Here is a 24,198-nt window from a genome sequence, read left to right as displayed (position 1 = left end):
TATTTAGGATTTTCTCGTTATGTGGAAAAGAGCCACAACAATCGCGATGGCCTTTGTCGGCCTAACTGTCGGTGCCGGATTCGCATCCGGCCAGGAAATGATGCAGTACTTCGTGGCATTTGGCACTAACGGCTTGTGGGGCGTTGTACTCGCTTCCGTCGTGATGATTGCCAGTGGCCTGGCAGTGCTGTCAATTGCCAGCTACTTGCAGGCTGACGAGCACTCCGAGGTCTTCGACGTAATCACCCGCAATTGGGTTTCGAAGATTCTGGACATCGCCGTGATGATCACGCTGTTCTGTACCGGCTTCGTCATGTTCGCCGGTGCCGGTGCGAACCTGAATCAGCAATTCGGACTTGAGGTGTGGATCGGCGCCGTCATCATGGTTGCCCTGACTTTGGGTGTCGGCATGCTGGATGCGGACAAGGTCAGCCGAGTGATCGGCATGGTCACTCCATTCATTATCGTGTTCCTGCTGGGAGCCGGTATCTACACTTTGTTCACCACCGATACTTCGATGTCGGAGGCCGCGCAGTACACCACTGAACTGTCGACCTCGCTGCCGCACTGGTCTGTTTCTGCCCTGAACTATGTTGGTTTCTGCGTGATGGTGGCCGTATCGATGTCCATCGTCATTGGCGGTAGCTACCTGAACCCGCGTGAAGCTGGCATCGGTGGTCTCATGGGCGGCACCATTTACGCAGGTCTGCTGACGTTGGTGACCTTTGCCCTCTTCTTCAAGGTCGAGTCCGTTGGCCATGAGGATATGCCGACTCTGGCAATTGTCAATGAAATTCATCCGGTTCTGGGTACGGTGATGGCGATCATCATCTACGCCATGATTTTCAGTACCGCCATCGGTATGTTCTACGCGTTGGGTCGCCGCTTGACACGCAATACTCCGCAGCGTTTCCGACTGGTATTCATCGTGACGGTGCTGATTGGTTTTGGATTGAGCTTCTTCGGTTTCAAGGCCCTGGTTGGCTCCATCTACCCGGCCCTTGGCTACGTCGGTATCGCTCTTATCGTGATTCTGTGTGGTGCGTACCTGGCTGGACGTAACAAGCTGATGGAGGAGTCGAAGCGTCGCGGCCGTATCCGTAAGCTCGCACGCCGGAAGATGCATCCGAACAAGAAGTTCACCACCGCCGATCAGAAGAAGCTCGACCGCGCTTTGGCCAACTCCAACATTTCCAACGTCGATCTTCAGGAGAGCGTCCGCGACGACATCGTCGAGGAACTGGTTAGCGACGATAATGTTGAATTCACCGAGGATGACGCCGAGCGCATCGTAGAAAAGGATAATGAGCGCCTGGAGAAACTTTCCGAAATCGAGGAAGCCTCCGATGAGGACAATCCTCGCGAGACCGCGAGGGACTCCTTCCCAGGCGAGGTCACGGCTACTGCGCCGAAGAAGCTTGCCGGACAGACTAAGAACGCATTGAAGCGTGTGGCTCACCCTAAGCCGAAGAAAGAAAAGTAACTAGCGCGACTAGGCGGCTCGAAAATTTAGGTGGCTCGAAAATAGAAGGCATCGCACCGGTAGGGAAGGGCGATGCCTTCTTCGTATGTGTGCCCCAAGTGTTCGTGGAGATACCAATGTAAGTTCGTCTCCACCTTGGCGCGTGTGGCAGGCTTGGAACGAAGCCAATAGGAACGGGTTCGTTCCAGCAGCACGATGTCCTCGATGGTCAGTGTCTGCTCCCAGGCCAGGCGTACCTCATCGACTAGCTCCAACTCCGGGCCAACCTCGGGGTAGAAGCCGGGACGCAACACGTCGCCGGCGTGCATGATACGGCTGAGCCGATGCACCCACGGTACGGAAACATCCAAGGTGTTCCACACCAACATAGCCACGCCATCCGCGCGTAGCACCCGAGTGAGTTCTTTACTTGCAGCTGTCGGGTCCACCCAGTGCCATGTCTGCGCACATGTTGCTACATCGACGCTGTTGGACTCCAGTCCCGTGTGCTCCGCAGTGCCGTTCAGGCATTCCGCCGCTGGCACATTGTGCATCAGTGCTTGCCGCATCGCGGTGGAGGGATCGAGTGCCAGCAGGGTGGCGTCGCGGTAGACGTCGGCAAGCGAGGCGGTGAGTTTTCCAGTGCCGGCGCCGATATCGGCGACTACCTGTGGGCGCGGTGCAAGGCGGGTAAGCGCTTCACTGACGGTTGGAGGATATCCGGGGCGTACGCGGTGGTAGCCAGTGGCGCCGTCAGCGCTTTCTTGTAGGTCGTCGTCGAAAGTAGCGCCTGCGCGGTGGCGGTCAGCGGCGTCACGGAACGTTGGCGTTTCGCGTGCTGACGTCGGTGGAATCGGTGGGTGTTCGTTAACTCCGGGCACGACTTATACCCTAGGGCACGCCTGCGGGGCCATCGCTAGTAGACTCTACAAACATGACCGCTGCATACGCTGATGACTTGATGGACTTTGATGAGGTCCTCGAACGTTTTGATCCGGTAATGGGCATGGAGGTTCACGTCGAGCTCTCGACGAATACCAAGATGTTCTCCCCCTCTTCGGCGCACTTTGGTGCCGAGCCGAATAGCAACGTCGATCCCTGCAGCCTCGGCCTACCTGGCGCGCTGCCCGTGGTTAACCGTCAGGGCGTTGAGTGGGCCATCAAGATTGGCCTGGCGCTGAACTGCGAGATTGCTGAGTCCTCCCGCTTCGCGCGCAAGAACTACTTCTACCCGGACCAGCCGAAGAACTACCAGATTTCGCAGTACGACGAACCAATCGCCTACGACGGATATCTTGACGTTCAGCTTGACGACGGCACGGAGTTCCGTGTCGAAATCGAGCGCGCTCACATGGAAGAGGACACCGGCAAGCTGACGCACTTGGGCGGTGCCGATGGTCGTATTCACGGTGCTACGCGTTCGCTGGTGGACTGCAACCGCGCAGGTATTCCGCTGATTGAGATCGTTACTAAGCCAATTCTCGGTGCAGGGGAGCGTGCCCCAGAGGTTGCTCGTGCGTACGTTTCTGCGCTGCGTGACCTGGTGAAGTCCCTCGGCGTCTCCGATGCCCGCATGGACCAGGGCTCGATGCGTGTGGACTCCAACGTTTCCCTGCGCCCAATCGGCCAGGAGGAGTTCGGCACTCGTACCGAGACTAAGAACATCAACTCCCTGAAGTCGGTTGAACAGGCTGTTCGCTACGAGATGCAGCGCCAGGCTGCTGCGATTACTAATGGCGAGGAGATTGTTCAGGAAACCCGCCACTACCAGGAGACCGACGGCACGACCTCCAAGGGCCGCCCGAAGGAATCGCAGTCGGATTACCGCTACTTCAACGACCCGGATCTGCCACCGGTGATTGCGCCGCGTGAGTGGGTGGAGGAAATCCGTGCAACTCTGCCGGAGCTGCCGTGGGTGCGTCGTGCCCGTATTCAGGAAGAGTGGGGTCTGAAGGACGAGGAAATGCGCGACCTGGTTAACGCCGGCGCTCTCGACCTGATTGTCGACACCGTTGAGGCTGGTGCCGGTCCGGCTGAGGCTCGTTCCTGGTGGGTCGCTTACCTGGCGCAGAAGGCCAACGAGGCAGGCGTGGAGCTGGCTGAGCTCGCGATTACCCCGGCACAGGTTGCACGTGTGATTGCACTGATTGAAGAGGGCAAGCTGACCAACAAGCTGGCCCGTAAGGCCGTCGACGGCGTGCTCGCAGGCGAGGGCGATGTTGATGAGGTCGTTGCTGCCCGTGGCCTGGAGGTCGTTCGCGACGACGGTGCTATTGAGAAGGCCGTCGACGATGCACTGGCTGCTAACCCGGACATCGTCGAGAAGTACCGAGCTGGCAACAAGAAGGTCGTCGGTGCCATCGTGGGGCAGGTCATGAAGGCCACCCGCGGCAAGGCAGACCCGGCTCAGGTCAACCAGCTGATTGCGAAGAAGCTGAGCTAGCCTCCCTGAAAGCTAATCCGGGGAACCGCCGGCGGCACCATCGCTCGGCAGTCTGACGACGCGTTCGTCGGACTCCGACGGTTGTGCCCCGGCGGTTTTGTTGGTCGTGGCACCCCAAACTTCAATACCCTGATTCGCTGCGACAGCCGCTACATACGAGATGTGGCCGAAGTCGCCGTCGACAAGCACTTCAGGGGAACCCTTGACCTCCCACGCCGCGTCGGGCCCACTTGACTTCGGACCCACCGGCATGGAGATGACCTTCTGCGCGTCTGGGATGGCAATGACCACGCGGTCACCCATCACTGCGCATCCACCGATGGAATCGTTCAGGTCCACACCGCCGAGGGGGTTAATCACAGGGCCGGTGAGCTGAACCAGTTGTGGGGTGCCGTCGAGAATGGCGGTTGCCAACGGCGGCATTCCGTCCGGACCATGGCAGAACTGCTGAAACTCAATGCCTGGATCTCCCACGAGCAATTTGCGCGGGGACAGGGTGTCCGAAGTTCGGTCAAAATAGATTCCGAGAATGCCGGGCTCGCTGAGGTCCGGAAGTTCGCGCACATCAGCGGTGCTGCCCTCCACGAGGGTGACGCGCGCAATGGTGTCGTCGTTACGCAAAACAAAGACCTGACGGTCCTCTTCAACCGAGGGACTGGGCAGCAGTTGTTTTGCAGGGGCGCCGAGCCGTGCGACCTCACGCGGTGTCTTACCCGGTGCGACAGCGGTGAGTGCACCGTCGTCGGTGGCGACGAGAGCTTCCCCAGGGCCGGTTGAGGCTAGCGCGGTGGTAAGCGGTAGGCAGGCGGCGAGAGTGACATCATCGAGGTCGCAGGGACCTTTGTCTTTGGCTTTGCTTTCCGTGGTCGGGACCGGGGTAGAGGGCAAATCAGGGGAGGAAAACTTCGGCATGGCAATGCCTGTCGGTTCTGACTTGTCTTCAGTAAACGGCAACTCAAGCGCGCTCGAGGCACTCATGCAGCCGGAAAGAGAGACCATCCCGACGACACCAGCGGCGAGCGCAGCACGACGACGCCGCCCGCGAGCGCGAGCCTGTGCACTGCTGGTGTGGACGAGGTGGAATCCCATAGGCATACACAATACAGCCTCGTTTCACGGCCACGCCTGCGACCAAAAGTGAGGCAGTAGTTTTAATGTGGACGATGTGAGCGACTCAGAGAAGTACCCGAACGACCGCGCCCTCGAGAATGTGGAGGACGGATTCGATGACGATCTCGACGTCCCGACCTACCGCAAGCTCGCTGAGCCAATGAACGAAGAAACCAACCGCGATGACAGCGACAACACCGCAACGCAAATTTTTCCGGGTGTGCCGGAAAAGCGCGTAGATGAGGAGCCGGAGGCGGAGGTAGACCAAGAAAACCTGCCGCCGGAATCCGCCGCTGCATCAGAGACAGTGGCAGAGACAGAGGTCGAGCCGAGCTCGGAACCGGAGCCTGAAGTTCAGGAAACCCCGAAGAAGCGCTACGACGCCTACGCCGCTGCAGGCCGCACGGCACCTCAGGTGATTAGCCCTGCCGGTAAGCCTTCGCCGCGGGATGAACAGGCCGAAACTGAATTGGCACCCGCGGCCGATAAAGAGTCGGAGGTAGCCCCGGAGTCGGAGGCGACCGAGATCTTTGAGCAGCCGGCCCGTAGCGAGCGCGTTGATTCAGATGAGGATTTCAGCCAGCCGACGCAAGCCTTCTCGGCTTCTGAAGCGGCAGCAGCGTCCACAGCGGGAACTGCCGCAAATAAGTCGGAAGCACAGTCAGCATTCGACGATGAGGCGGAGTCAACCTATGGCTCTGCACGCAATTCCGCAGCTGAGACTCAGTATTTCGATGAATCGGATTTCGCTGAACCGGCTGCCTCTCGCGATACCGCTGGTGCCGCTGGTGCCGCTGGTGTTGCAGGAGCAGGCGTAGGGGCCGCCGGGGCAACTGCGGCTACGACTACCGCCGCTGCTGACGACGATGAAGACACGGACTTCAACGACGACAACGAACCGGAGTTCCGTCGCGGTACCACCGACTTCGGCCTCCTGCTGCTGCGTCTTGGATTGGGTGCGCTGCTGTTGGTCCATGGCCTGACAACGCTGCTCGGCTGGGGCAGCTCCGGTGGCACCACTGCGCTGGAGACACAGTTTAGCCAGAACAACTTCGCCCTCGGCCCTGTGATGGCCACTGCCATCCCAACGGTTCAGCTCATCGCGGGTGCCCTGCTCATCTTAGGGCTTGCGACACCGCTGGCCGCAGCATTGGCGCTGGCATTGTCCGCCTACCTCAGCATGTTTGATGTGGCTACCTCTGCCAATGGCGTGAATATCGTCGGCCAGGATTCCAGCAACCTTCAGCTACAACTGTTGATGACCGCCATGGCACTTGGCTTGCAGTTCACCGGCCCGGGCCGCATCGGCATCGACTTCGGACGCGGCTGGGCTCGTCGTCCACTGGCATCGTCGTGGATCTTCGGAATTCTGTCCATCGCTGCAGCAATTGGCCTGTGGTGGCTGACGACCGGCACGCTGCCGTTTATCGGCTAAGGCAGCTCGCAGCTACACAAACAGTCGAGCGGCCTAAACTAGGTTCTCAGTTAGGGCCGGGGTACAATGCCCCCTATGCTAAAGTCGAGACACGCACTAAAGACCACCCTCGCGGTGGTCTTTTTCATGTCTTCGATAGGCGCGACAACGTCGATCCACTCACCATCGACAGCTGCTGCCGATGAGCACAGTGAGGTTGCAGCCTCCGTCTCGTCGGCAAGCGTCTGGCCGACACATCAGGTGAGTCTGCCACGCATGGACCTCAACGCCGAAGGGTTGATTGAGGTTGACCCACGCACGCAAATGGCGGTGAGCTACGAGCCGGTGGGCGTGGGGTACAGCAGCCAGGCATCGCAACGCCCGCTGCCGGCGCTATCCCTGATTAAGTTGTATATCGGTCAGTATGTGCTCGAACACGGCACTGCCGACGATGCCGAGCGCGTCGAAAAGATGATTTCGCGTTCCGACGACGATTTGGCAGCCGACTTCTACCGGAAGTACCCGGAATCGGTCGATTCCGTTGCGACCGAGTACGGCCTGTTCAACACCTCCGGCGGAGAAAAGTGGGGAGTATCGAGGACCACTGCGGAAGATGTGGTGTCTTTTATTTCCCAGCTTCGTCTGAAGCATCCTAATTCTGAGGTGCTTGAGGCGATGCGACACTGGTCGCCGATTGCTGCCGATGGCTATCGACAGAATTTTGGTCTTGCCGGCCTGCCCGGTTCTGAAGGCGCGAAGATGGGCTGGTCCAACCGGCGTTCGTGGCACTCTTCCGTTGTTTTTGGCCCCGGATATGTAATGGCGGCCATTACCGAGGGCAGCAAATATGCACACACCGAGGACGTCGCTGAGGGGATTGCCGACGTCGAGTACCGGGATTGGGTGAAGCCCACGCGGAAGACTGGGCGCAAAGCTACCCTAGAAACGCCAAAGGCCCGTGCGGTAAGCACAGGCCTTTAAGCGGGTTTGATCTAGCTAGTCGACAATGCGGACCGCGCCCTTATCCGCACTGGACGCCATCTTGGCATATGCGCGCAGCGCCTTGGACACCTTGCGCGGACGTGGCTTGTGGGGAGTAAACGGCTTATCGCGCTTGAGCTCTTCATCACGGCGGGCCGCAAGCTCCTCGTCGGACACCTGAATTTCGAGGCGTCGTTCTGCGACATCGATGTACACTGGGTCGCCGTTGCGGACGAGACCGATTGCGCCACCTGCAGCGGCCTCCGGGGAAACGTGACCAATCGACAGTCCAGAGGAACCGCCGGAAAAGCGGCCGTCGGTGACCAGGGCGCAAACCTTACCCAGACCAGCACCCTTGATGAATGCGGTCGGGTGCAGCATCTCCTGCATGCCCGGACCACCTGACGGCCCCTCGTAGATGACGAAGAGAACTTCGCCCGGCTGCAAGGTGCGGTTCAAGATGACAGAGACAGCCTCTTCCTGGCTCTCTACGACGCGAGCGGTGCCCTCGAAGTGGAACTGGTCCTCGCCAATACCCGCGGTCTTCAGGACAGCGCCGTCCTCGGCGATGTTGCCGCGCAGGACACAGAGACCGCCTTCCTTGGTGTAGGCGTGGTCGAAGTCGCGGATGCAGCCATTTTCGGAGTCCGTGTCCAGACTTTCCCAGCGGTTGGAAGTGGAGAACGGCTCGGTGGTGCGCACACCGCCCGGTGCTGCGTGGAACAGCTCGATGGCCTCGTCAGTGGCCTTGCCGCCGCGGATATCCCAGTTATCCAGGTGCTCCTCCAACGACGGGGAGTGTACAGAGCGGACATCCATTTGCAGCAGGCCGGCGCGACGCAGCTCGCCGAGGATGGCTGGAATACCACCGGCGCGGTGGACGTCCTCCATGTAGTAGTCAGAGTTCGGCGCTACCTTAGACAGACACGGAACACGACGGGAAATCGCGTCGATGTCAGAGAGGTCGAAGTCAATCTCGCCCTCCTGCGCGGCAGCGAGAATGTGCAGCACGGTGTTGGTGGAGCCACCCATGGCAACATCGAGCGTCATGGCGTTGACAAATGCGTCGCGGTTGGCGATGTTGCGCGGCAGCACGGACTCGTCGCCATCGTTGTAGTAGCTCTTCGCCAGGTCCACGATTAGCTCACCGGCGCGGGTGAACAAGTCGCGGCGAGCCTGCTGAGTCGCCAGCGTAGAACCATTGCCCGGCAGGGACAGGCCGAGGGCCTCGGTCAGGCAGTTCATCGAGTTTGCGGTGAACATACCCGAGCAAGAACCACAGGTCGGGCACGCCGAGCGCTCGATGTCCAGCAGGTTCTTGTCATCGACCTTGTCATTCGCGGATGCAGAAATAGCCGAGATTAGGTCAGAGCCAGGCTTGACGACGCCATCGATAACAACCGATGACCCCGATTCCATCGGCCCGCCGGAAACGAAGACCACCGGGATATTCAGGCGCAGAGCCGCATTGAGCATGCCTGGCGTGATCTTGTCACAGTTGGAAATACACACCAACGCGTCAGCGGTGTGAGCGTTGACCATGTATTCCACAGAGTCGGCAATAATTTCACGGGATGGCAGCGAGTAGAGCATGCCGTCATGTCCCATTGCGATACCGTCGTCGACGGCGATGGTGTTGAACTCACGGGGGACACCACCTGCCGCGGTTACAGCTTCCGCAACGATGTCGCCAACATCCTTCAGGTGCACGTGCCCTGGCACAAACTGGGTGTAAGAGTTTGCAATTGCGATAATCGGCTTGCCGAAGTCGCTATCGGACATGCCAGTCGCACGCCATAGGGAACGAGCGCCAGCGGCATTACGTCCGGCAGTGGTGACTTTAGAGCGAAGGGGGATCATGTGGGCTGCCCTTCCTAGATAGGGTGCAAGGTAACTAATTGTCCATACTAATCACAAAAGCCCCTAATGTCTCATTTCGCGGTCACTAGTGTCCGCATAATGAGATTTAGGGGCTTTTGTGGACTGCTTAGATGTTACTCAGCAGAGGCTTCGCCTTTAGCCTTAGCGCCTTTAACCTTGGCGTCAGCCTCAACCTCACTGGCCTTCTTCATTACGGAGTAGCCATCGCGGTCAAAGACCTCGACCTTGTCATTTTCCGCCATGCGAGCCGAAGTAATCGGATCCGGAATCAGACCGCCGGTGGCTTCCTTTAGCTCGGGCAGTGAATTAAAAGAGATGGCCGGCAGCGCGATACGCTCATCTGACTTGGTGACCGCAAAGGCTCGACCGCCCTTGTTGAAGAAGATGCCTGCAAAATCACTCCAGGGCACCGAACGGCGCTGGGACAGTAGATAAACCGCAGTGATGCCGCGTGACCCCACGGTGGTGCGTACTCGGAAAATCCAAAGCGTATAAATCAACGGTGCCAGGAAGGTAACGGCCAGCCACGGGGTAAAGCCGGCGGCAATTACACACAGCACGACCATGAACGCAACGATGAACAGATGCGTCTTCTGTGGGCGAAATCGCTGCGTCGCAATTTTTGGCTGTGGAGTCGAGTCAGTCATGGCTATTGATTGTAGCGGGTAGTTCGGATTGGCTAGTGCACGGTAGGCGGTTGCGCGTTATTGCGTATCAGCCGAGTTCGGTTCCGCGTTGTTAGTGGAGTCCGTCGACTGCGATCCACCAGTGTCCTCGTTGCCAGTGTTGCTCTGCTCGGAGCTTGGCTGGGTGGAGGTGGTGGTCGAAGGTGTGCGGTTCTGTGTGTTCTGCGGCTGCTGAGAAGTCTCCGTTGGCTGGTTTTGAGATGTCTGATTCTGCTGAGTGGTCTCGGTGGGCTGCACATTCTGTGTGGTGCTAGTCGGCTGGTTGGATGACTGTGGTGCCGACGACTCTTCCGAGTCCTCTTCCTGTGTCGCTACGCGATCGTTCCACCTGCTCGGTGCCAACCATCCAGATGGGCCGTCCTCAGTTTCGAGTGTCATCAGGTTCAAAATGAAGAGAATCAGTAAGGTTACCAGGAGTACAATCGTCGAAACGCGAGCGCGCCCACCTGCGGAGAGGGTTCGACGAACCTTCTGGCGCGTCGTGAGTGTCTTCCAATCGGGGTGGTTAATCAGCTTGCGGATGGCGCTGTTGCTTTCACTGTCTTCCTGCTCGCGTCGCGCATCGTCAAGATCGGCTCCCGCGTGCGGAAGATCGGATCGCTCATTCTCGTCTTGCTTGTCGACGGTCTGAGTTTCGATCAGCTTAGTTTCCGCGGTGACTGGCTCGACTGCTGTGTCCGGTACCATTTCGACAACCTCGGTTGGAGCGCTGTCGACGTCGTCAAGCGCCTGCTTGTTCTCGCGCTTAGCGTCGGCCTGCTTGAGCTGTTCAATCATCGTGTCATCGCGGACGTGGCCGGTGATTTCTTCGGCGGGAGCAAACGGGGTCTGTTGGGCGCGCTCGCCGTAGTCATCCCACCAGGTGTCGATGACTGCGGCGCGGATGGCGCGCTCGATAAGCCATTGGTCGCCCGGTTTGCAGTCGACAATCAAGCGCATGGTGACGGTCCACGGCAGCCCCATAACCGTTGGTGGATTGAGCTCTGTAGAGGACTGCATCTTGATTTCGGAGAGAACGGAGTCCTTGATTGAGTCCAGCGTGATTGCGCGCTTAGCAGCGGCGACGGTGCGCTCTTCCAAATCCTTAATGGAACCACCGGCGGTCATCGGTACCGGTACTTCGACGACGGCACGCGACCACTGCGAGGAGTAGTTGATACACATACGTGCCTCGGAGTTCGGCACGATAATTTCCTCGCCGTTTAGGGTTCGAATGGTCGTGGCGCGCAATGTCATATTGACGACGTCGCCCTGCACGGTGCCGGAAGGGGAATGGAACTCAACCCAATCGCCGATGCCGTACTGCTTCTCGGCAATGATGAACATGCCTCCGAGGAAGTCGGCGATGACTCCCTGGGCACCAAAACCAACAGCAGCGGAAACAACCGTTGCGGGGATGGCGGCGGCGGTTAGCGAGATTCCGAATTTCGACAGAATCGCGATGATTAAGACGAAGTACGCAATAACTTCGACGATGTAAACAACAGCGCCAATGAGCGCGCGTCGTCCCTTGGCTTGCTCGTCCTCAGAGGAGATATTTCCGTCTGCGATTGCCAGAACGAAACGTCGGATGCGGGGAACAAGAATTAGCAGAATGGCCAGGCTTGCAATGGCAAGACCGTTGCTGGCTATCCATTGCCATGCCCGTAACAACATGAATTGTAAAAATTCCATGCTCTCCACCGTAGGTCGTTCGCCTTAAGATGGGCTGAGTTTAAAGATAAGGAATTATGCATAAAGAGGAGCTTCGAGGTGAGCCGCTCTGGCGTGCCGACTCGGATACACCGCCTCTGCGCCGTCTCGGGTGCACCAGCGTATCGGGGGTGGGGGTGTTTCTGGGTAAAGTGATTCCCAAAGCTGGGGTGGGACTGCTGTGGGGAAACGGGTGGGAAGTGGGTAGGCGCTCGGGTGTTAAGCGGGCGGGGGTGTCCAGTTGGCGGGATTGACTTCTCACTATGTGGACGTTAAGGTTGTAGTCAACGCCACATTCGTAGCTTCTTCGCGTGAATGTGAGTTGAGTAGTTGCCCACCATGACCCAGGAGCGAAATCGTGAACGCGCACGAGCAGCACACCCCATCGCCCGCCCAATTCGCAGCTAAGGCGCGCACCAGCGCCCCCGAGCGAATTTCTGGTGCAAAAGCCATTGTCCGATCTCTTGAAGAGCTTGGTGTTGAGGTAGCCTTCGGTATCCCCGGTGGTGCAGTGCTTCCGCTCTACGATCCGATTTATGACTCGGAAAAGCTCCGCCACGTCCTCGTGCGCCACGAGCAGGGAGCTGGTCACGCTGCCACTGGTTACGCGCAGGTTTCCGGCAAGGTCGGTGTGTGTATCGCGACTTCCGGCCCGGGTGCTACTAACCTGGTTACCCCGCTCGCGGATGCTCAGATGGACTCCGTTCCGGTTGTCGCCATCACCGGTCAGGTCGGTCGCCCGCTGCTGGGTACTGACGCTTTCCAGGAGGCTGACATCCGCGGTGTGACCATGCCGATCACTAAGCACAACTTCATGGTCACCGAAGCTGAGGACATCCCGCGCGCGCTCGCTGAGGCATTCCACCTGGCTTCTTCTGGTCGCCCAGGCCCGGTTCTGGTCGATGTTCCGAAGGACCTCCAGAATACGATGATTGACTTCACCTGGCCGCCGGAGATTGACCTGCCGGGCTACCGTCCTGTGACGACTCCGCACCAGCGTCAGATTGACGAAGCAGCTGAGATGATTGCTGCGGCCAAGCGTCCGGTGCTCTACATCGGTGGTGGCGTCATTAAGGCTGATGCTTCCACGGAGCTGGTCGAGTTCGCCGAGCAGACTGGAGTTCCGGTCGTGACCACGCTGATGGCTCGCGGCGCATTCCCGGACTCGCACCCGCTGCATATGGGTATGCCGGGCATGCACGGCAAGGTGTCCGCCGTCGCTGCTCTGCAGAAGTCCGACCTGCTCATCACTATCGGTGCGCGTTTCGACGACCGTGTTACCGGTGATCTGAATTCCTTCGCGCCGAACGCGAAGGTTATCCACGCAGACATTGACCCGGCAGAGATTGGCAAGCTCCGTGAAGTTGACGTTCCCATCGTCGGCGATGCCCGCGAGGTCCTTGCCGCACTTAGCGAGTCCTACACCAAGCTCGGTCTTAGTCGCCCCCAGATTGCCGACTGGCTGAAGCTTCTCGACGGTCTCCGCGACGAGTTCCCCCTCGGGTGGGAAGAGCCCGCTGATGGTGCAATCGCTCCGCAGTTTGTAATTCAGACCCTGTCCGACATCGTTGGCCCGGAGGCCATCTATGCCGCTGGCGTCGGCCAGCACCAGATGTGGGCAGCGCAGTTCGTCCAGTACGAGAACCCGCGCACCTGGCTTAACTCCGGTGGTGCCGGCACGATGGGCTACTCAATCCCGGCTGCGATGGGCGCCAAGGCGGCTGCTCCAGAAAAGGAAGTCTGGGCCATTGATGGTGACGGTTGCTTCCAGATGACCAATCAGGAGCTAACCACCTGTGCAATGGAAGGTTTTCCCATCAAGGTTGCCTTGATCAACAACGGTAACCTGGGCATGGTTCGTCAGTGGCAGACGCTGTTCTACGATCAGCGCTACTCCAACACCAAGCTGCGCCCGGAGGACAACTCCTACCTGCCAGACTTCGTCCAGCTCTCCGAGGGGCTTGGCTGCGTGGCGATTCGCGTGACCAAGAAGGAAGATGTCGCGGCCGCAATTAAGAAGGCACGCGAGATTAATGACCGACCGGTGGTTATTGACTTCATTGTCGGTGAGGATGCTCAGGTGTGGCCGATGGTGGCAGCTGGCAAATCCAATGATGAGGTCGAATACGCCCGTGGTCTGCGCCCGCTGTTCAACGATGAGAACTCAGCGGCCGAGACCCCGGCTGACATCCACGGCACTGTTGTGGACAACGCCGAGGACGCCGCGAAGCAGCCCGACGCTAACCACCCGTCCATGAAGACCCGCTAATCGGGATCCGAAGCAACAGGAAGTGAGTCCCAAAATGGCTGAACTGCACACTCTATCCGTGTTGACCCTCGATGAGCCGGGTATTCTGGTCCGCATTGCGGGCATGTTCACCCGCCGAGGTTTCAGCATCCAGTCGATTACCTCGGGTGAAACTGAGACCGAGGGAGTCAACCGCATCACTGTCGTGGTTGAGACGGAGACGCTGCCGATCGAACAGATCACTAAGCAGCTCAACAAGCTAGTGCCCGTGCTGAAGGTGGTTCGCCAGCCCCCAGAGACCATGGTGTCGCGCGGACTGCTAATGGTGAAGGTTTCCTGCGACAACACCAATCGTCCGCAGGTCGTCGATGCCGCCAATCTCTTCCGTGCCCGCGTGGTGGACGTCTCTCAAGAGTCTGTCATCATTGAGGCGACGGGTGAGCGCTCGAAGCTTGTAGCCCTGCTGGAGGTCCTCGAGCCGTTTGGTATCCGTGAGCTCATTCAGTCCGGTACCGTCGCAATGGCACGCGGGCCGAAGCCGATGCTCCAGCCCCGCTAACAACTAAACGCTAAGATTTTTAACGAATCCGATTCGAAAAGAGGCTAATTTTAATGGCTATTGAACTGCTGTACGACGACGATGCTGATCTGTCCATCATCCAGGGGCGTAAGGTTGCCATCCTGGGCTACGGTTCCCAGGGCCACGCTCACGCTCAGAACCTGCGCGAGTCCGGTGTCGAGGTTGTTATCGGTCTGCGTGAAGGCTCCAAGTCCGCTGTGAAGGCCCAGGAAGCTGGCTTTGAGGTTAAGTCCAACGCAGATGCCGCTGCATGGGCAGACGTCATTATGGTGCTGGTTCCGGACACCACCCAGGCAAAGGTTTACAGCGAGGACATCGAGCCGAACCTGAAGGACGGCGACGCGCTGTTCTTCGGCCACGGTCTGAACATCCACTTCGACCTCATCAAGCCGGCTGACAACATCACCGTCGGTATGGTTGCTCCGAAGGGGCCGGGTCACCTGGTTCGTCGTCAGTTCGTCGATGGCAAGGGCGTTCCGTGCCTGATCGCCGTTGACCAGGATCCGAAGGGCGAGGGGCGCGACCTGGCTCTGTCTTACGCTGCAGCTATCGGTGGCGCCCGCGCTGGCGTTATCCCGACCACCTTCGAGGCAGAAACTGTGACCGACCTCTTCGGTGAGCAGGCTGTTCTCTGTGGCGGCACCGAGGAACTGGTCAAGGTCGGTTTCGAGGTTCTGGTTGAAGCTGGTTACGAGCCGGAGATGGCATACTTCGAGTGCCTGCACGAGCTGAAGCTGATTGTTGACCTGATGTTCGAGGGCGGTATTGCCAACATGAACTACTCGGTCTCCGACACCGCTGAGTTCGGTGGCTACCTGTCTGGCCCACGCGTTATTACCGCTGATACCAAGCAGCACATGCGCGAGATTCTGTCTGACATTCAGGACGGCACCTTCACCAAGCGTCTGATTGCCAACGTCGAGGGCGGCAACAAGGAGCTCGAGGACCTGCGCGCTTCCTACAACAACCACCAGATTGAAGAGGTCGGCTCCAAGCTGCGCGACCTGATGAGCTGGGTTAAGGTCGACGCTCGCGCTGAGACCGCCTAAGTTTGTTGCTTAAGCGAATCCTTCGCTTGTTCGCGAAGTAGGGCTTCATCACTGAGCTTCACCGCCGTGATGAGGCCCTTTTCGTATCTCTCTTACTCGTTTTCTTTCACTGAAACGTGTGGGGTAGACGGGTGGGATAAACGTCTGAGATAAAAGCAACTACGGCCAAACGGGTGTAGCCCCAGTCGTATCCGGGGTTCTAATCTGGGTTTAAAGGTCTCCCTCAACAAAAACGTTCGATAGTCTAATCGTTGCAATCAAATCATTTCACGGAGGTAAATGTGCGAGTATCCGCAATGACGCGGCGCGTGACGGCAACCGTTGCTCTGACGGTCAGTCTGGCGCTGGGATCGAGCGCCCTGGTCGCGTGTGGTAATTCCGACAGTGCTGTTTCCACGAAGAAGGTGGACGCTGAGTCGACGGTGCTTAGCGACGACATCGCAGCGTCGGAAAGCCTGATCGGCAGTTCGGAAGCAGTTGTCGTTTCCTCGGCTGGTGCAGCTGAGCAGCGTCGGGCGGCAGGCATTGCGGTTGCTGCTGGGCTGCCGATGCTGGTGGCTGGTTCTGCCGAAGATGCGGAAGATGACAGTACCGCCAAGAGTCCCAAGAAGGACGCTCGTGGCCACGATACTGGCGCTGATATCGCCGATGTGGAAAAAGAGATTGACCGCCTGGGCGCAAAGACAGTCCTTACAGTGGGGGCAGTTGACCTGACCGGGGGAGAGGAGCGTCAGGTTATTGCAGATCCGGGTACGACCGATGGCCTCAAGGAGCTTGTCGGTACTGAATTCAAGGTTCTCAAAGAGACGGAGTCGAAGCCGACTCGCGCTGTCGTTGAGATGGATCCGGAGAAGCCCACTGTCGTCAAGGGTGACGCAACGAAGGATGGGGGCGCCAACCAGGAAGCTCAGGATCGCGCCAGCGATGGGCAGGATGACAAGGGGCAGGAGAGCATCACGCTGCCGAAGGGATCGCCAAAGGAGGTCAAAGACAAATTGGCACTGGCCGCACCGGGTACTGGTTTGGCCTCCATTGCTACGGCCCGCGCCGCTGGTCTGAAGGTCAGTTGGTTGCCAGTGGGCGACGCGCGTGCTACCTCTGAGTCGATTTCGGCTGCTCGCGACGGCGAGTCCCTGATTGCTCTGGGTAAGGTTTTCGGCGATAAGGACAAGTTCGATCAGTCCATCGAGCTTGCCAAAAATGACAAGGTTAAGGAATTGCCGGGTGGAGGCACACTGCTGTTCCCCGGTCGTCATCTGATTGCGACGTATGGTCACCCAGGTGCCGCTCCATTGGGTGTGATGGGCGAGGATGATCCGGAGGATGCCGTCGCCCGCGCGAAGGACTACGTCAAGCAGTACGAGAAGTTCGCTGATGATCCGGTACTGCCGGCCTTCGAGATTATTGCTTCAGTCGCACAGGCAGACCCGGGCCCGCGCGGTGACTACTCTGAGCCAGCTCCGGTTGAGACTCTGAAGCCGTACGTCGAGGCCATGACCAAGGCCGGCGGCTACGTCATCATCGACTTGCAGCCGGGCAGTGCAGACTTCCTGGACCAGGCCAAGTTCTACGAAGAACTGCTGAAGATGCCAAACGTCGGTCTGGCGCTGGATCCGGAGTGGAAGATGGAACCGGGGCAGGTTCCGGCGACTCAGGTTGGTCACGTTAAGGCTGAAGAGGTCAACCGCGTTGCTGATTGGCTGGCTGAGCTGACTCGTAAGAACAACCTTCCGCAGAAGATGCTGATGCTGCACCAGTTCCAGCTACAGATGATTCGCGATCGCGAGACGCTGGATCTGTCGCACCCGGAGCTCGCATTCGTACTGCATGCCGACGGCCATGGCACCGCGCAGGAAAAGTTTGAGACCTGGAACGTCATGCTGCAGGATTTGCAGCCGGAGATTTTCGAGGCGTGGAAGAACTTCATCGACGAGGACCAGCCGATGTTTACTCCTGAGGAGACCATGAACATCGAACCGCGTCCATGGTTGGTTACGTACCAGTAGGTTATAGACCAGCAGAAATAAAAATAAAACGCGAAGAGTTTTGCCGACTTGAATGTCGGGGGCAACGGCGCTTACTCCCTAAACAAAGGGTAGTAAGCGCCGTTTTGCTTAGGTAAGTACCCCCGCGCCTCACCCCCAGAGTTTATGATGAGACGTAATGCGCGTGCACGCTTTAGTAGTTTTCTTAAGTGACACCGCACATACTGCATAAATTTTTCGAGACAAACCAGGAGATGCTTGTGAGCCAGAACGCTCGCCCCGTTGTCCTCATCGCCGACAAGCTGGCACAGTCCACAGTGGACGCATTGGGGGATTCTGTTGAGGTCCGTTGGGTAGATGGCCCGAACCGCGCTGAGCTCCTGGCTGCGGTTGGTGACGCTGACGCACTGCTCGTCCGCTCTGCTACCACCGTGGATCAGGAAGTCCTCGAGGCTGCTCCGAATCTGAAGATCGTCGGCCGCGCCGGCGTTGGCCTGGATAACGTCGACATCGATACCGCTACCAAGCGCGGCGTCATGGTTGTCAACGCTCCGACCTCCAATATTCACTCTGCATGTGAGCACGCAATCGCACTGCTGCTGGCCACCGCTCGCCAGCTGCCGGCTGCGGACGCGTCCCTGCGTGAGGGGGAGTGGAAGCGCTCTTCCTTCAAGGGCGTCGAAATCTTCGGCAAGACTGTCGGTATCGTCGGTTTCGGTCACATCGGCCAGCTGTTTGCGCAGCGTCTCGCTGCTTTTGAGACCAACATCATTGCGTACGATCCGTACGCGAACCCGGCCCGTGCTGCTCAGCTCGGTGTCGAGCTGGTTGAGCTGGAAGACCTGATGGCTCGCGCTGATTTCGTGACCATCCACCTGCCGAAGACCAAGGAAACCGCTGGCATGTTCGATGCTGAGCTCCTGGGCAAGGCCAAGAAGGGACAGATCATCATCAACGCTGCCCGCGGCGGTCTCGTCGACGAGCAGGCGCTTGCCGACGCGATTAAGGCTGGCAACATCCGCGGTGCTGGCTTCGACGTGTACGCGACCGAGCCGTGCACGGATTCCCCGCTGTTTGGCCTGCCGGAAACTGTTTGTGCTCCGCACCTGGGCGCCTCCACCGTTGAGGCTCAGGACCGCGCCGGTACCGATGTCGCTAAGTCCGTACTGCTGGCACTGGCTGGCGAGTTCGTCCCGGATGCCGTCAACGTTTCCGGTGGCGCTGTTGGCGAAGAGGTGGCCCTGTGGCTCGAGCTGGCTCGTGAGCTGGGTCTGGTTGCTGGTGGTCTGCTGGAGGGCGCTCCGGCCGCTGTTGAGGTCACCGCTCGCGGTGAGCTGCACACTGAGGACGTTAACGTTCTGGGGATGGCAGCAATCCGTGGACTGTTCTCCCTCATGGTGGAAGAGCCTGTCACTTTCGTTAACGCTCCGCGTATTGCAGAAGAGCGGGGTGTGACCTTCACTGTCGAGACTGAGCCGGAGTCCGTCTCCCACCGCTCCGTCCTCGAGGTCAAGGTCATCGGCGCTGATGGCTCCACCGCTACCGTCGTTGGTGCTCTCACTGGCCTGAACCGCGTTGAGAAGATTGTTCGTATCAATGGCCGCGGCATCGACATGCGTGCTCAGGGCCGTAACCTCTTCCTGCTGTACAAGGACGTTCCGGGTGCTCTGGGCCGCGTAGCTACCACCCTGGGTGAGTCCGGTATCAACATCGAGGCTGCTGCTCTGTCTCCGCAGGAAGCAGATCAGACTGCCATCCTGGTACTGCGTGTTTCCAAGGAGGTTCCGGAGGAGCTCGTCGAGAAGATTGCCGAGGAAATCTCCGCTACTCATGCTCTGCAGCTTGAGCTGGACTAGTTCTGAACGACTAGGCGTTTTAGAGCTACTTCCTAGCCTATGAAAAATCCCCTCCAACCGGAGGGGATTTTTTTGTTTGCCTGCTAGTTTTACAAGCCTTAGCCCTTCATCGAGCCCTTCTCAATCATGTTGACGTGGAAGTCGAAGGCAGTGCGCAGATCGTGCGGGGTCGACATGCCCGGAGCGGTCTTCAGCGCGCGCTCGTAGTACTCCTCCAGCAGTGGCTGGTACTCCGGGTGTGCAACGGAAATCATCTTAGCCACGCGGTCACGCGGTGCCAGGCCACGCAGGTCAGCGAATCCACGCTCGGTGATGATGACCATGGCGTCGTGCTCGGTGTGGTCAATGTGCGAAGCGAACGGAACGATTGTCGAAATCGCACCGTCCTTCGCCAGCGACGGCGAGATGAACGAGGAAACGAAGGCGTTACGGGTGAAGTCACCGGAACCACCGATGCCGTTCATCATGCGGCTGCCGTTGATGTGGGTGGAGTTGACGTTGCCGTAGATGTCGGCCTCAATCATGCCGTTGGTGGCGATCAGGCCCACACGACGGACAACCTCCGGGTGGTTGGAGATCTGCTGCGGGCGCAGGATGATGTTCTTGCGGTAGCGAGCAGCCTCGTTGTTCATGCGCTCGGCTGCTTCTGGAGACAGGGAGAAGGAGGTAGCCGAAGCGACGGTCATCTTACCTGCGTCAATCAGGTCAATCATGCCGTCCTGAATAACCTCGGTGTAGGCCTTGATGTTCTCAAACTTGGAGTCCAACAGACCTGCCATCACAGCGTTCGGCACGTTACCGACGCCCGACTGCATGATGTACTGGTCGTAAGCCAGGCGACCCGCGCGAACTTCGCCCTCGAGGAAGTCGAGGAAGTGGCCAGCAATGGCCTTCGAGGTCTCATCCAACGACTTGAACGGGGAGTTGCGGTCCGGCGCGTTGGTCTCGACAACTGCGACAACCTTGTCCAGGTTGATGTCGATGTAAGGGGTACCAATGCGATCACCCGGGGCATTGATCGGCGCCGGCGTGCGGTTAGGCAGGTGCTGAATGCGGTAGATGTCGTGCATGCCCTCGAGTTCCTCGGACTGCCACGAGTTGACCTCAATGATGATCTTGTCAGCGTTGTCCATCCACTCGACGTTGTTGCCAACGCTTGACGACGGAATGAGGTGTCCATCTTCCGTAATACGAGTGACCTCTACAATTGCGGCGTCAATCGGCAGGAAGCCCTGCTCGATGTACAGCGCGGAGTGGGAGAGATGGATGTCCTGGTACTTTGCCTTGCCGGCGTTGATGGACTTACGCAGTGCCGGATCTCCCTGGTACGGCATGCGGTAGCGGATGATGTCAGCTTCTGCCATCACGCCGTCACAGTCCGGGGCGGTGGAAGCGCCGGTGTAGATGTCGACAGCGAATTCTTCACCCTTGGCGTGGAGTTCCTTGCCTCGGTTTGCCAGCGCAGTCGGCAGAGCCTTCGGGTAGCCAGCACCGGTGAAGCCAGAGATGCCGAGGGCATCACCGTGATTGATAAACTGTGCCGCCTCGTCGGCGGTCATTACTTTGCCGCGCAAACCGGCATGTGCGATGCGATCAGACATGTCATCTCCTAGATTGACTGTTCGACTTTAGTTTTGTCGCCTAACCTAGCATGCGCTAACAGTGTGTTGCCACACCCGCAGGTTGGGAAGTGATTCATGGCATAGTAATCGCTTCAGCTGGTTGTTTATCGGCGCTCTTCCAGGGGCTTTGCTACAGCAACTCCCGCACTTCTTCGTCGGTCAGCATGGCATCCTCGAATGCTTGCAGTGTGGCCTCTGGGTTAAATTTCACACCGATGAGTACGACCTCATTGGATGGTGGGACATCGGTTTGTGCCCACATGACAGCAGGGGTGATCTTCAGGTTCGGTCCCGCCTGACTCCACACGTGGGCGACTTCGAGGCGGTCGGAAATCCAGCAGTGCCCCTTGGATCGTACGAGGCCCTTTGTGCCGCGGAGGGCCTTGATTAGTCGTTCGCGGTCGAAGGGGCGGTTGCCTCGGAAAACAACCGAAGAAATACCGTATTCTTCGGTCTCCGGCGTGTGGGGATTCGCAAGTTCTTCTGCATATCCGTGGAAAGTGGCCGCCGTGCCTTCGTCGTAAAGCGATGCGTCGAGAATGGCGGAGGTGGCGATTTCTCCGTTAGTCACGCGGACGATGCGTGCACGAGGGTTCATTGCGCGGATGGTTTCCTCGGTACCGCCGGTGAGCTTTTCGCCTGCGAGATCGGATTTGGTGATGAGGATGAGATCGGCGAATTCCACCTGGTCGACAAGGAGGTCGGCGACCGTGCGTTCGTCGTCAGGCAGTGCACGCCCCTGGCGGAGGCTGTCGAGGAATGTGGAGGCGTCGACGAGCGTGACCATCGTGTCGATGGGGGCGATGTCGGCGAGGCGACGGCCGTCGTCGAATTCCCACTCGAAGGTAGCGGCGACTGGCATGGGTTCGGAGATGCCGGTGGATTCGATGACGATGTGCTCGAATTTGCCGCTGCGCGCGAGCTTGCCGACGTTTTCAACGAGGTCATCTCGCAGTGTGCAGCAGATGCAGCCGTTGGACATTTCGATGAAACGGTCTTCGCCGCGCTCGAGATATGTGCCCTGCTCGATCAGGGCGGCGTCGACGTTGACTTCCGAGAAGTCGTTAACGATAACCGCGATTTTGCGCCCCTGTGAGTTTGCCAGGAGGTTGTTCAGGAGCGTGGTCTTGCCGGCGCCCAGGAATCCGGACAGGACGGTGACGGGAGTGGTCGGGGTGGTGATATCAGAAAATTCGGTAGAAGTCACCCAACAAGACTAGCGTACTGAAAATGATTATCAATAACGTGTGCGTAAATTAAGGTGCGGGGAAGGTTGTAAATGTGTCGTATGGCTGATTATTGGCCAGTTGTGACGTAGGGCATAAAACGGTGTTGTAGTCGGTTTTAGTGGCGCATGGAGCGTGCCTAAAACGGGGGCGCTTTCGGGCTTCTGAATGAAGGGTGCTAACCGCTTCGTTGATAGGGTTGGGGGTGTGCTTCGGTGTTCGAAGTGCTACCCCCGATAGTCGCGTTGGGGGATGCAGAAAGGTGAGTTCATGTCAGATCGTATTGCCCATGCCGGCCTCAAATCCAAGGTGATGACCGCGCAGGAGGCGGCACAGTTCATCAATCACGGAGATATGGTGGGCTTTGCCGGATTTACCGGCGCCGGTTATCCGAAGGTTGTTCCGCCGGCTCTCGCTGAGCGCATGGAGGCCGCTCACGAACGGGGTGACGAGTTCAAGATTAAGGTCTTGACCGGTGCTTCTACCGCTCCGGAACTCGATGGTGTGTTGGCAAGGGCCAATGGTGTCGAGTGGCGCATGCCATACCAGTCTGATCCGACAATGCGTAGCCTCATTAATGCGGGCGACGCGTACTACAGTGATATTCACCTTTCGCACTCTGGTCCGATGACGGAGCAGGGCTTCTTTGGTCCGGTCAATGTTGCCGTCGTTGAAGCCGTTCGCATTAAGGCCGATGGCTCCCTGATTCTTTCCTCTTCGGTTGGTAATAGTGTTTCATATTTGAATGCCGCCGAGAAGATCATCATTGAGGTCAACTCCTGGCAATCTGAGGACCTCGAGGGCATGCATGATATCTACAGTGTCGGCCTGCCTCCGAACCGCAAGGAGATTCCGATTCTGACTCCGGGTGACCGTATTGGCACCCCGTATGTTCCGATTGATGTCGACAAGGTTGTTGCTGTCGTTGAGACTAACGCCGAGGATCGTAACTCGCCGTTCAAGCCGCTGGATGATGACTCTAAGGCCATTGCGGGTTACCTGCTCGACTTCCTCGATTGTGAGGTCAAGGCCGGACGTCTGCCGGAGAACCTGCTGCCGATGCAGTCGGGTGTCGGCAACATTCCAAACGCCGTGCTTGCGGGGCTGCTTGACTCCAAGTATGAGAACCTGACCTCCTTTACTGAGGTTATTCAGGATGGAATGATTAACCTGATGGATGCTGGCAAGCTGACCATGGCTTCCGGCACTGCTTTCTCGCTGTCTCCGGAATATGCAGCTCGAATGAATGAGAATGCTGCTGACTACCGTGACAAGATTGTGCTGCGTCCGCAGGATCTCTCCAATAATCCGGGGCTGACTCGCCGTATGGGTCTGATTGCCACTAACGGCATGATTGAGGCCGACATCTACGGTAATGTCAACTCCACTCACGTGGCTGGCTCGCGCTTGATGAACGGTATTGGTGGCTCCGGCGACTTCACCCGCAACGCCTACATTTCGTCGTTCGTGTCTCCGTCGTTGGCTAAGAATGGCAATATTTCTGCTATCGTGCCCATGGTCTCCCATGTTGACCACACTGAACACGATGTGATGGTTATCATCACTGAGCAGGGTCTGGCTGACCTCCGTGGTCTGGCCCCACGTCAGCGCTCCCGCCTTATTATCGAGAAGTGTGCTCACCCGATGTACAAGGAGGCGCTGCTCGAGTACGTTGAGCGTGCTGAAAAGGCCACTCCGTACCTGCACACCCCGCATGATCTGGGTACTTCTTACGACTTCCACCGTCGCTTCCTTGAGAACGGCTCGATGAAGCCGGTCGACTAAGGTTCTAGCGCGTTTCCCGCTTTACGACGAAGTTTGCGTCGTAGGGCGGGATTTGCTTTTAGTATCGTCTCGAAAGAGTGTTCGAATTTGGCGGTGATTCTTGGGCTTGGGCGGCGGTTTGAATCCGGGGTGAGGGATATGGTGTGGGCGAATTGATAAAGAACTGTTCGTTAGGGGA

17 protein-coding genes are annotated in these 24,198 nt (G+C 58.4%); 10 read left to right on the top strand and 7 right to left on the bottom strand.

What is annotated here, in order from left to right; genetic code table 11:
* Positions 1-19 precede the first annotated feature (19 nt).
* Entirely contained in the window at positions 20-1,483 is a 1,464-nt protein-coding gene (locus HMPREF2651_RS02490) for a YkvI family membrane protein (protein ID WP_070585963.1), read from the top strand.
* Positions 1,484-1,509: 26 nt separating this feature from the next.
* Here HMPREF2651_RS02490 and HMPREF2651_RS02485 read toward each other — a convergent pair whose 3' ends face one another.
* A complete protein-coding gene (locus HMPREF2651_RS02485) occupies positions 1,510-2,343 on the bottom strand; it encodes a class I SAM-dependent methyltransferase (protein WP_049181175.1) in 834 nt (277 codons plus the stop codon).
* A 53-nt stretch (positions 2,344-2,396) separates the two neighbouring features.
* Here HMPREF2651_RS02485 and gatB point away from each other — a divergent pair, with 53 nt between their 5' ends.
* The gene (gatB, locus tag HMPREF2651_RS02480; RefSeq protein WP_049181176.1) at positions 2,397-3,905 is read left to right on the top strand and encodes an Asp-tRNA(Asn)/Glu-tRNA(Gln) amidotransferase subunit GatB; all 1,509 of its coding nucleotides are present in this window, start codon (positions 2,397-2,399) and stop codon (positions 3,903-3,905) included.
* A 12-nt stretch (positions 3,906-3,917) separates the two neighbouring features.
* Here the strand turns inward: gatB and HMPREF2651_RS02475 are convergent, their stop codons facing one another.
* Positions 3,918-4,994, bottom strand: a complete 1,077-nt coding sequence (locus HMPREF2651_RS02475; protein WP_239663055.1) for a glucose dehydrogenase — start codon at positions 4,992-4,994, stop codon at positions 3,918-3,920.
* A gap of 76 nt (positions 4,995-5,070) precedes the next feature.
* Here HMPREF2651_RS02475 and HMPREF2651_RS02470 point away from each other — a divergent pair, with 76 nt between their 5' ends.
* Both HMPREF2651_RS02470 and HMPREF2651_RS02465 read left to right on the top strand, forming a co-directional pair.
* Positions 5,071-6,450 carry a DoxX family membrane protein gene (locus tag HMPREF2651_RS02470; protein WP_239663056.1) on the top strand — a complete coding sequence of 460 codons (1,380 nt, stop codon included), beginning with the start codon at positions 5,071-5,073 and terminating at the stop codon, positions 6,448-6,450.
* A gap of 75 nt (positions 6,451-6,525) precedes the next feature.
* Positions 6,526-7,410, top strand: coding sequence for a hypothetical protein (locus HMPREF2651_RS02465; RefSeq protein ID WP_239663057.1), 885 nt, complete (start codon positions 6,526-6,528; stop codon positions 7,408-7,410).
* Between the two features lie 15 nt (positions 7,411-7,425).
* Here HMPREF2651_RS02465 and ilvD read toward each other — a convergent pair whose 3' ends face one another.
* The 3 genes from ilvD to HMPREF2651_RS02450 form a co-directional block, all read right to left on the bottom strand.
* Complete coding sequence (gene ilvD, locus HMPREF2651_RS02460; protein WP_038628548.1) at positions 7,426-9,270, bottom strand: dihydroxy-acid dehydratase; 1,845 nt, start codon at positions 9,268-9,270, stop codon at positions 7,426-7,428.
* Positions 9,271-9,404: 134 nt separating this feature from the next.
* Positions 9,405-9,938 carry a PH domain-containing protein gene (locus tag HMPREF2651_RS02455; protein WP_038628550.1) on the bottom strand — a complete coding sequence of 178 codons (534 nt, stop codon included), beginning with the start codon at positions 9,936-9,938 and terminating at the stop codon, positions 9,405-9,407.
* Positions 9,939-9,995: 57 nt separating this feature from the next.
* On the bottom strand, positions 9,996-11,633 hold the full coding sequence (locus HMPREF2651_RS02450; RefSeq protein ID WP_239663058.1) for a mechanosensitive ion channel family protein: 1,638 nt from the start codon (positions 11,631-11,633) through the stop codon (positions 9,996-9,998).
* Positions 11,634-12,027: 394 nt separating this feature from the next.
* Between HMPREF2651_RS02450 and HMPREF2651_RS02445 the strand changes: the two genes are divergently transcribed.
* The 5 genes from HMPREF2651_RS02445 to serA all read left to right on the top strand — a co-directional run bounded on the left by HMPREF2651_RS02445 (position 12,028) and on the right by serA (position 19,387).
* Positions 12,028-13,938 (top strand): acetolactate synthase large subunit, encoded by a 1,911-nt coding sequence (locus HMPREF2651_RS02445; RefSeq protein ID WP_038628554.1) that lies wholly within the window; start codon positions 12,028-12,030, stop codon positions 13,936-13,938.
* A 34-nt stretch (positions 13,939-13,972) separates the two neighbouring features.
* The gene (gene ilvN / locus HMPREF2651_RS02440) at positions 13,973-14,476 is read left to right on the top strand and encodes an acetolactate synthase small subunit (protein WP_038628556.1); all 504 of its coding nucleotides are present in this window, start codon (positions 13,973-13,975) and stop codon (positions 14,474-14,476) included.
* A gap of 53 nt (positions 14,477-14,529) precedes the next feature.
* Positions 14,530-15,546 carry a ketol-acid reductoisomerase gene (gene ilvC, locus HMPREF2651_RS02435; protein ID WP_038628558.1) on the top strand — a complete coding sequence of 339 codons (1,017 nt, stop codon included), beginning with the start codon at positions 14,530-14,532 and terminating at the stop codon, positions 15,544-15,546.
* Positions 15,547-15,827: 281 nt separating this feature from the next.
* A complete protein-coding gene (locus tag HMPREF2651_RS02430; RefSeq protein WP_049181181.1) occupies positions 15,828-17,552 on the top strand; it encodes a hypothetical protein in 1,725 nt (574 codons plus the stop codon).
* Between the two features lie 239 nt (positions 17,553-17,791).
* On the top strand, positions 17,792-19,387 hold the full coding sequence (gene serA, locus HMPREF2651_RS02425; protein WP_038629526.1) for a phosphoglycerate dehydrogenase: 1,596 nt from the start codon (positions 17,792-17,794) through the stop codon (positions 19,385-19,387).
* 98 nt (positions 19,388-19,485) lie between these two features.
* Here serA and HMPREF2651_RS02420 read toward each other — a convergent pair whose 3' ends face one another.
* The gene (locus HMPREF2651_RS02420) at positions 19,486-20,988 is read right to left on the bottom strand and encodes an acetyl-CoA hydrolase/transferase family protein (RefSeq protein ID WP_049181182.1); all 1,503 of its coding nucleotides are present in this window, start codon (positions 20,986-20,988) and stop codon (positions 19,486-19,488) included.
* A gap of 151 nt (positions 20,989-21,139) precedes the next feature.
* Entirely contained in the window at positions 21,140-22,216 is a 1,077-nt protein-coding gene (locus HMPREF2651_RS02415) for a GTP-binding protein (RefSeq protein ID WP_038628564.1), read from the bottom strand.
* Between the two features lie 289 nt (positions 22,217-22,505).
* On the opposite strand from HMPREF2651_RS02415, the gene HMPREF2651_RS02410 reads away from it, so the two are divergent.
* On the top strand, positions 22,506-24,020 hold the full coding sequence (locus tag HMPREF2651_RS02410; protein WP_038629527.1) for an acetyl-CoA hydrolase/transferase family protein: 1,515 nt from the start codon (positions 22,506-22,508) through the stop codon (positions 24,018-24,020).
* Positions 24,021-24,198: the final 178 nt, after the last annotated feature.

It is taken from the genome of Corynebacterium sp. HMSC063A05 (assembly GCF_001809695.1).
In the GTDB taxonomy this organism is placed as follows: domain Bacteria; phylum Actinomycetota; class Actinomycetes; order Mycobacteriales; family Mycobacteriaceae; genus Corynebacterium; species Corynebacterium amycolatum.
This window is presented reverse-complemented; position numbering and strand designations above follow the sequence as displayed.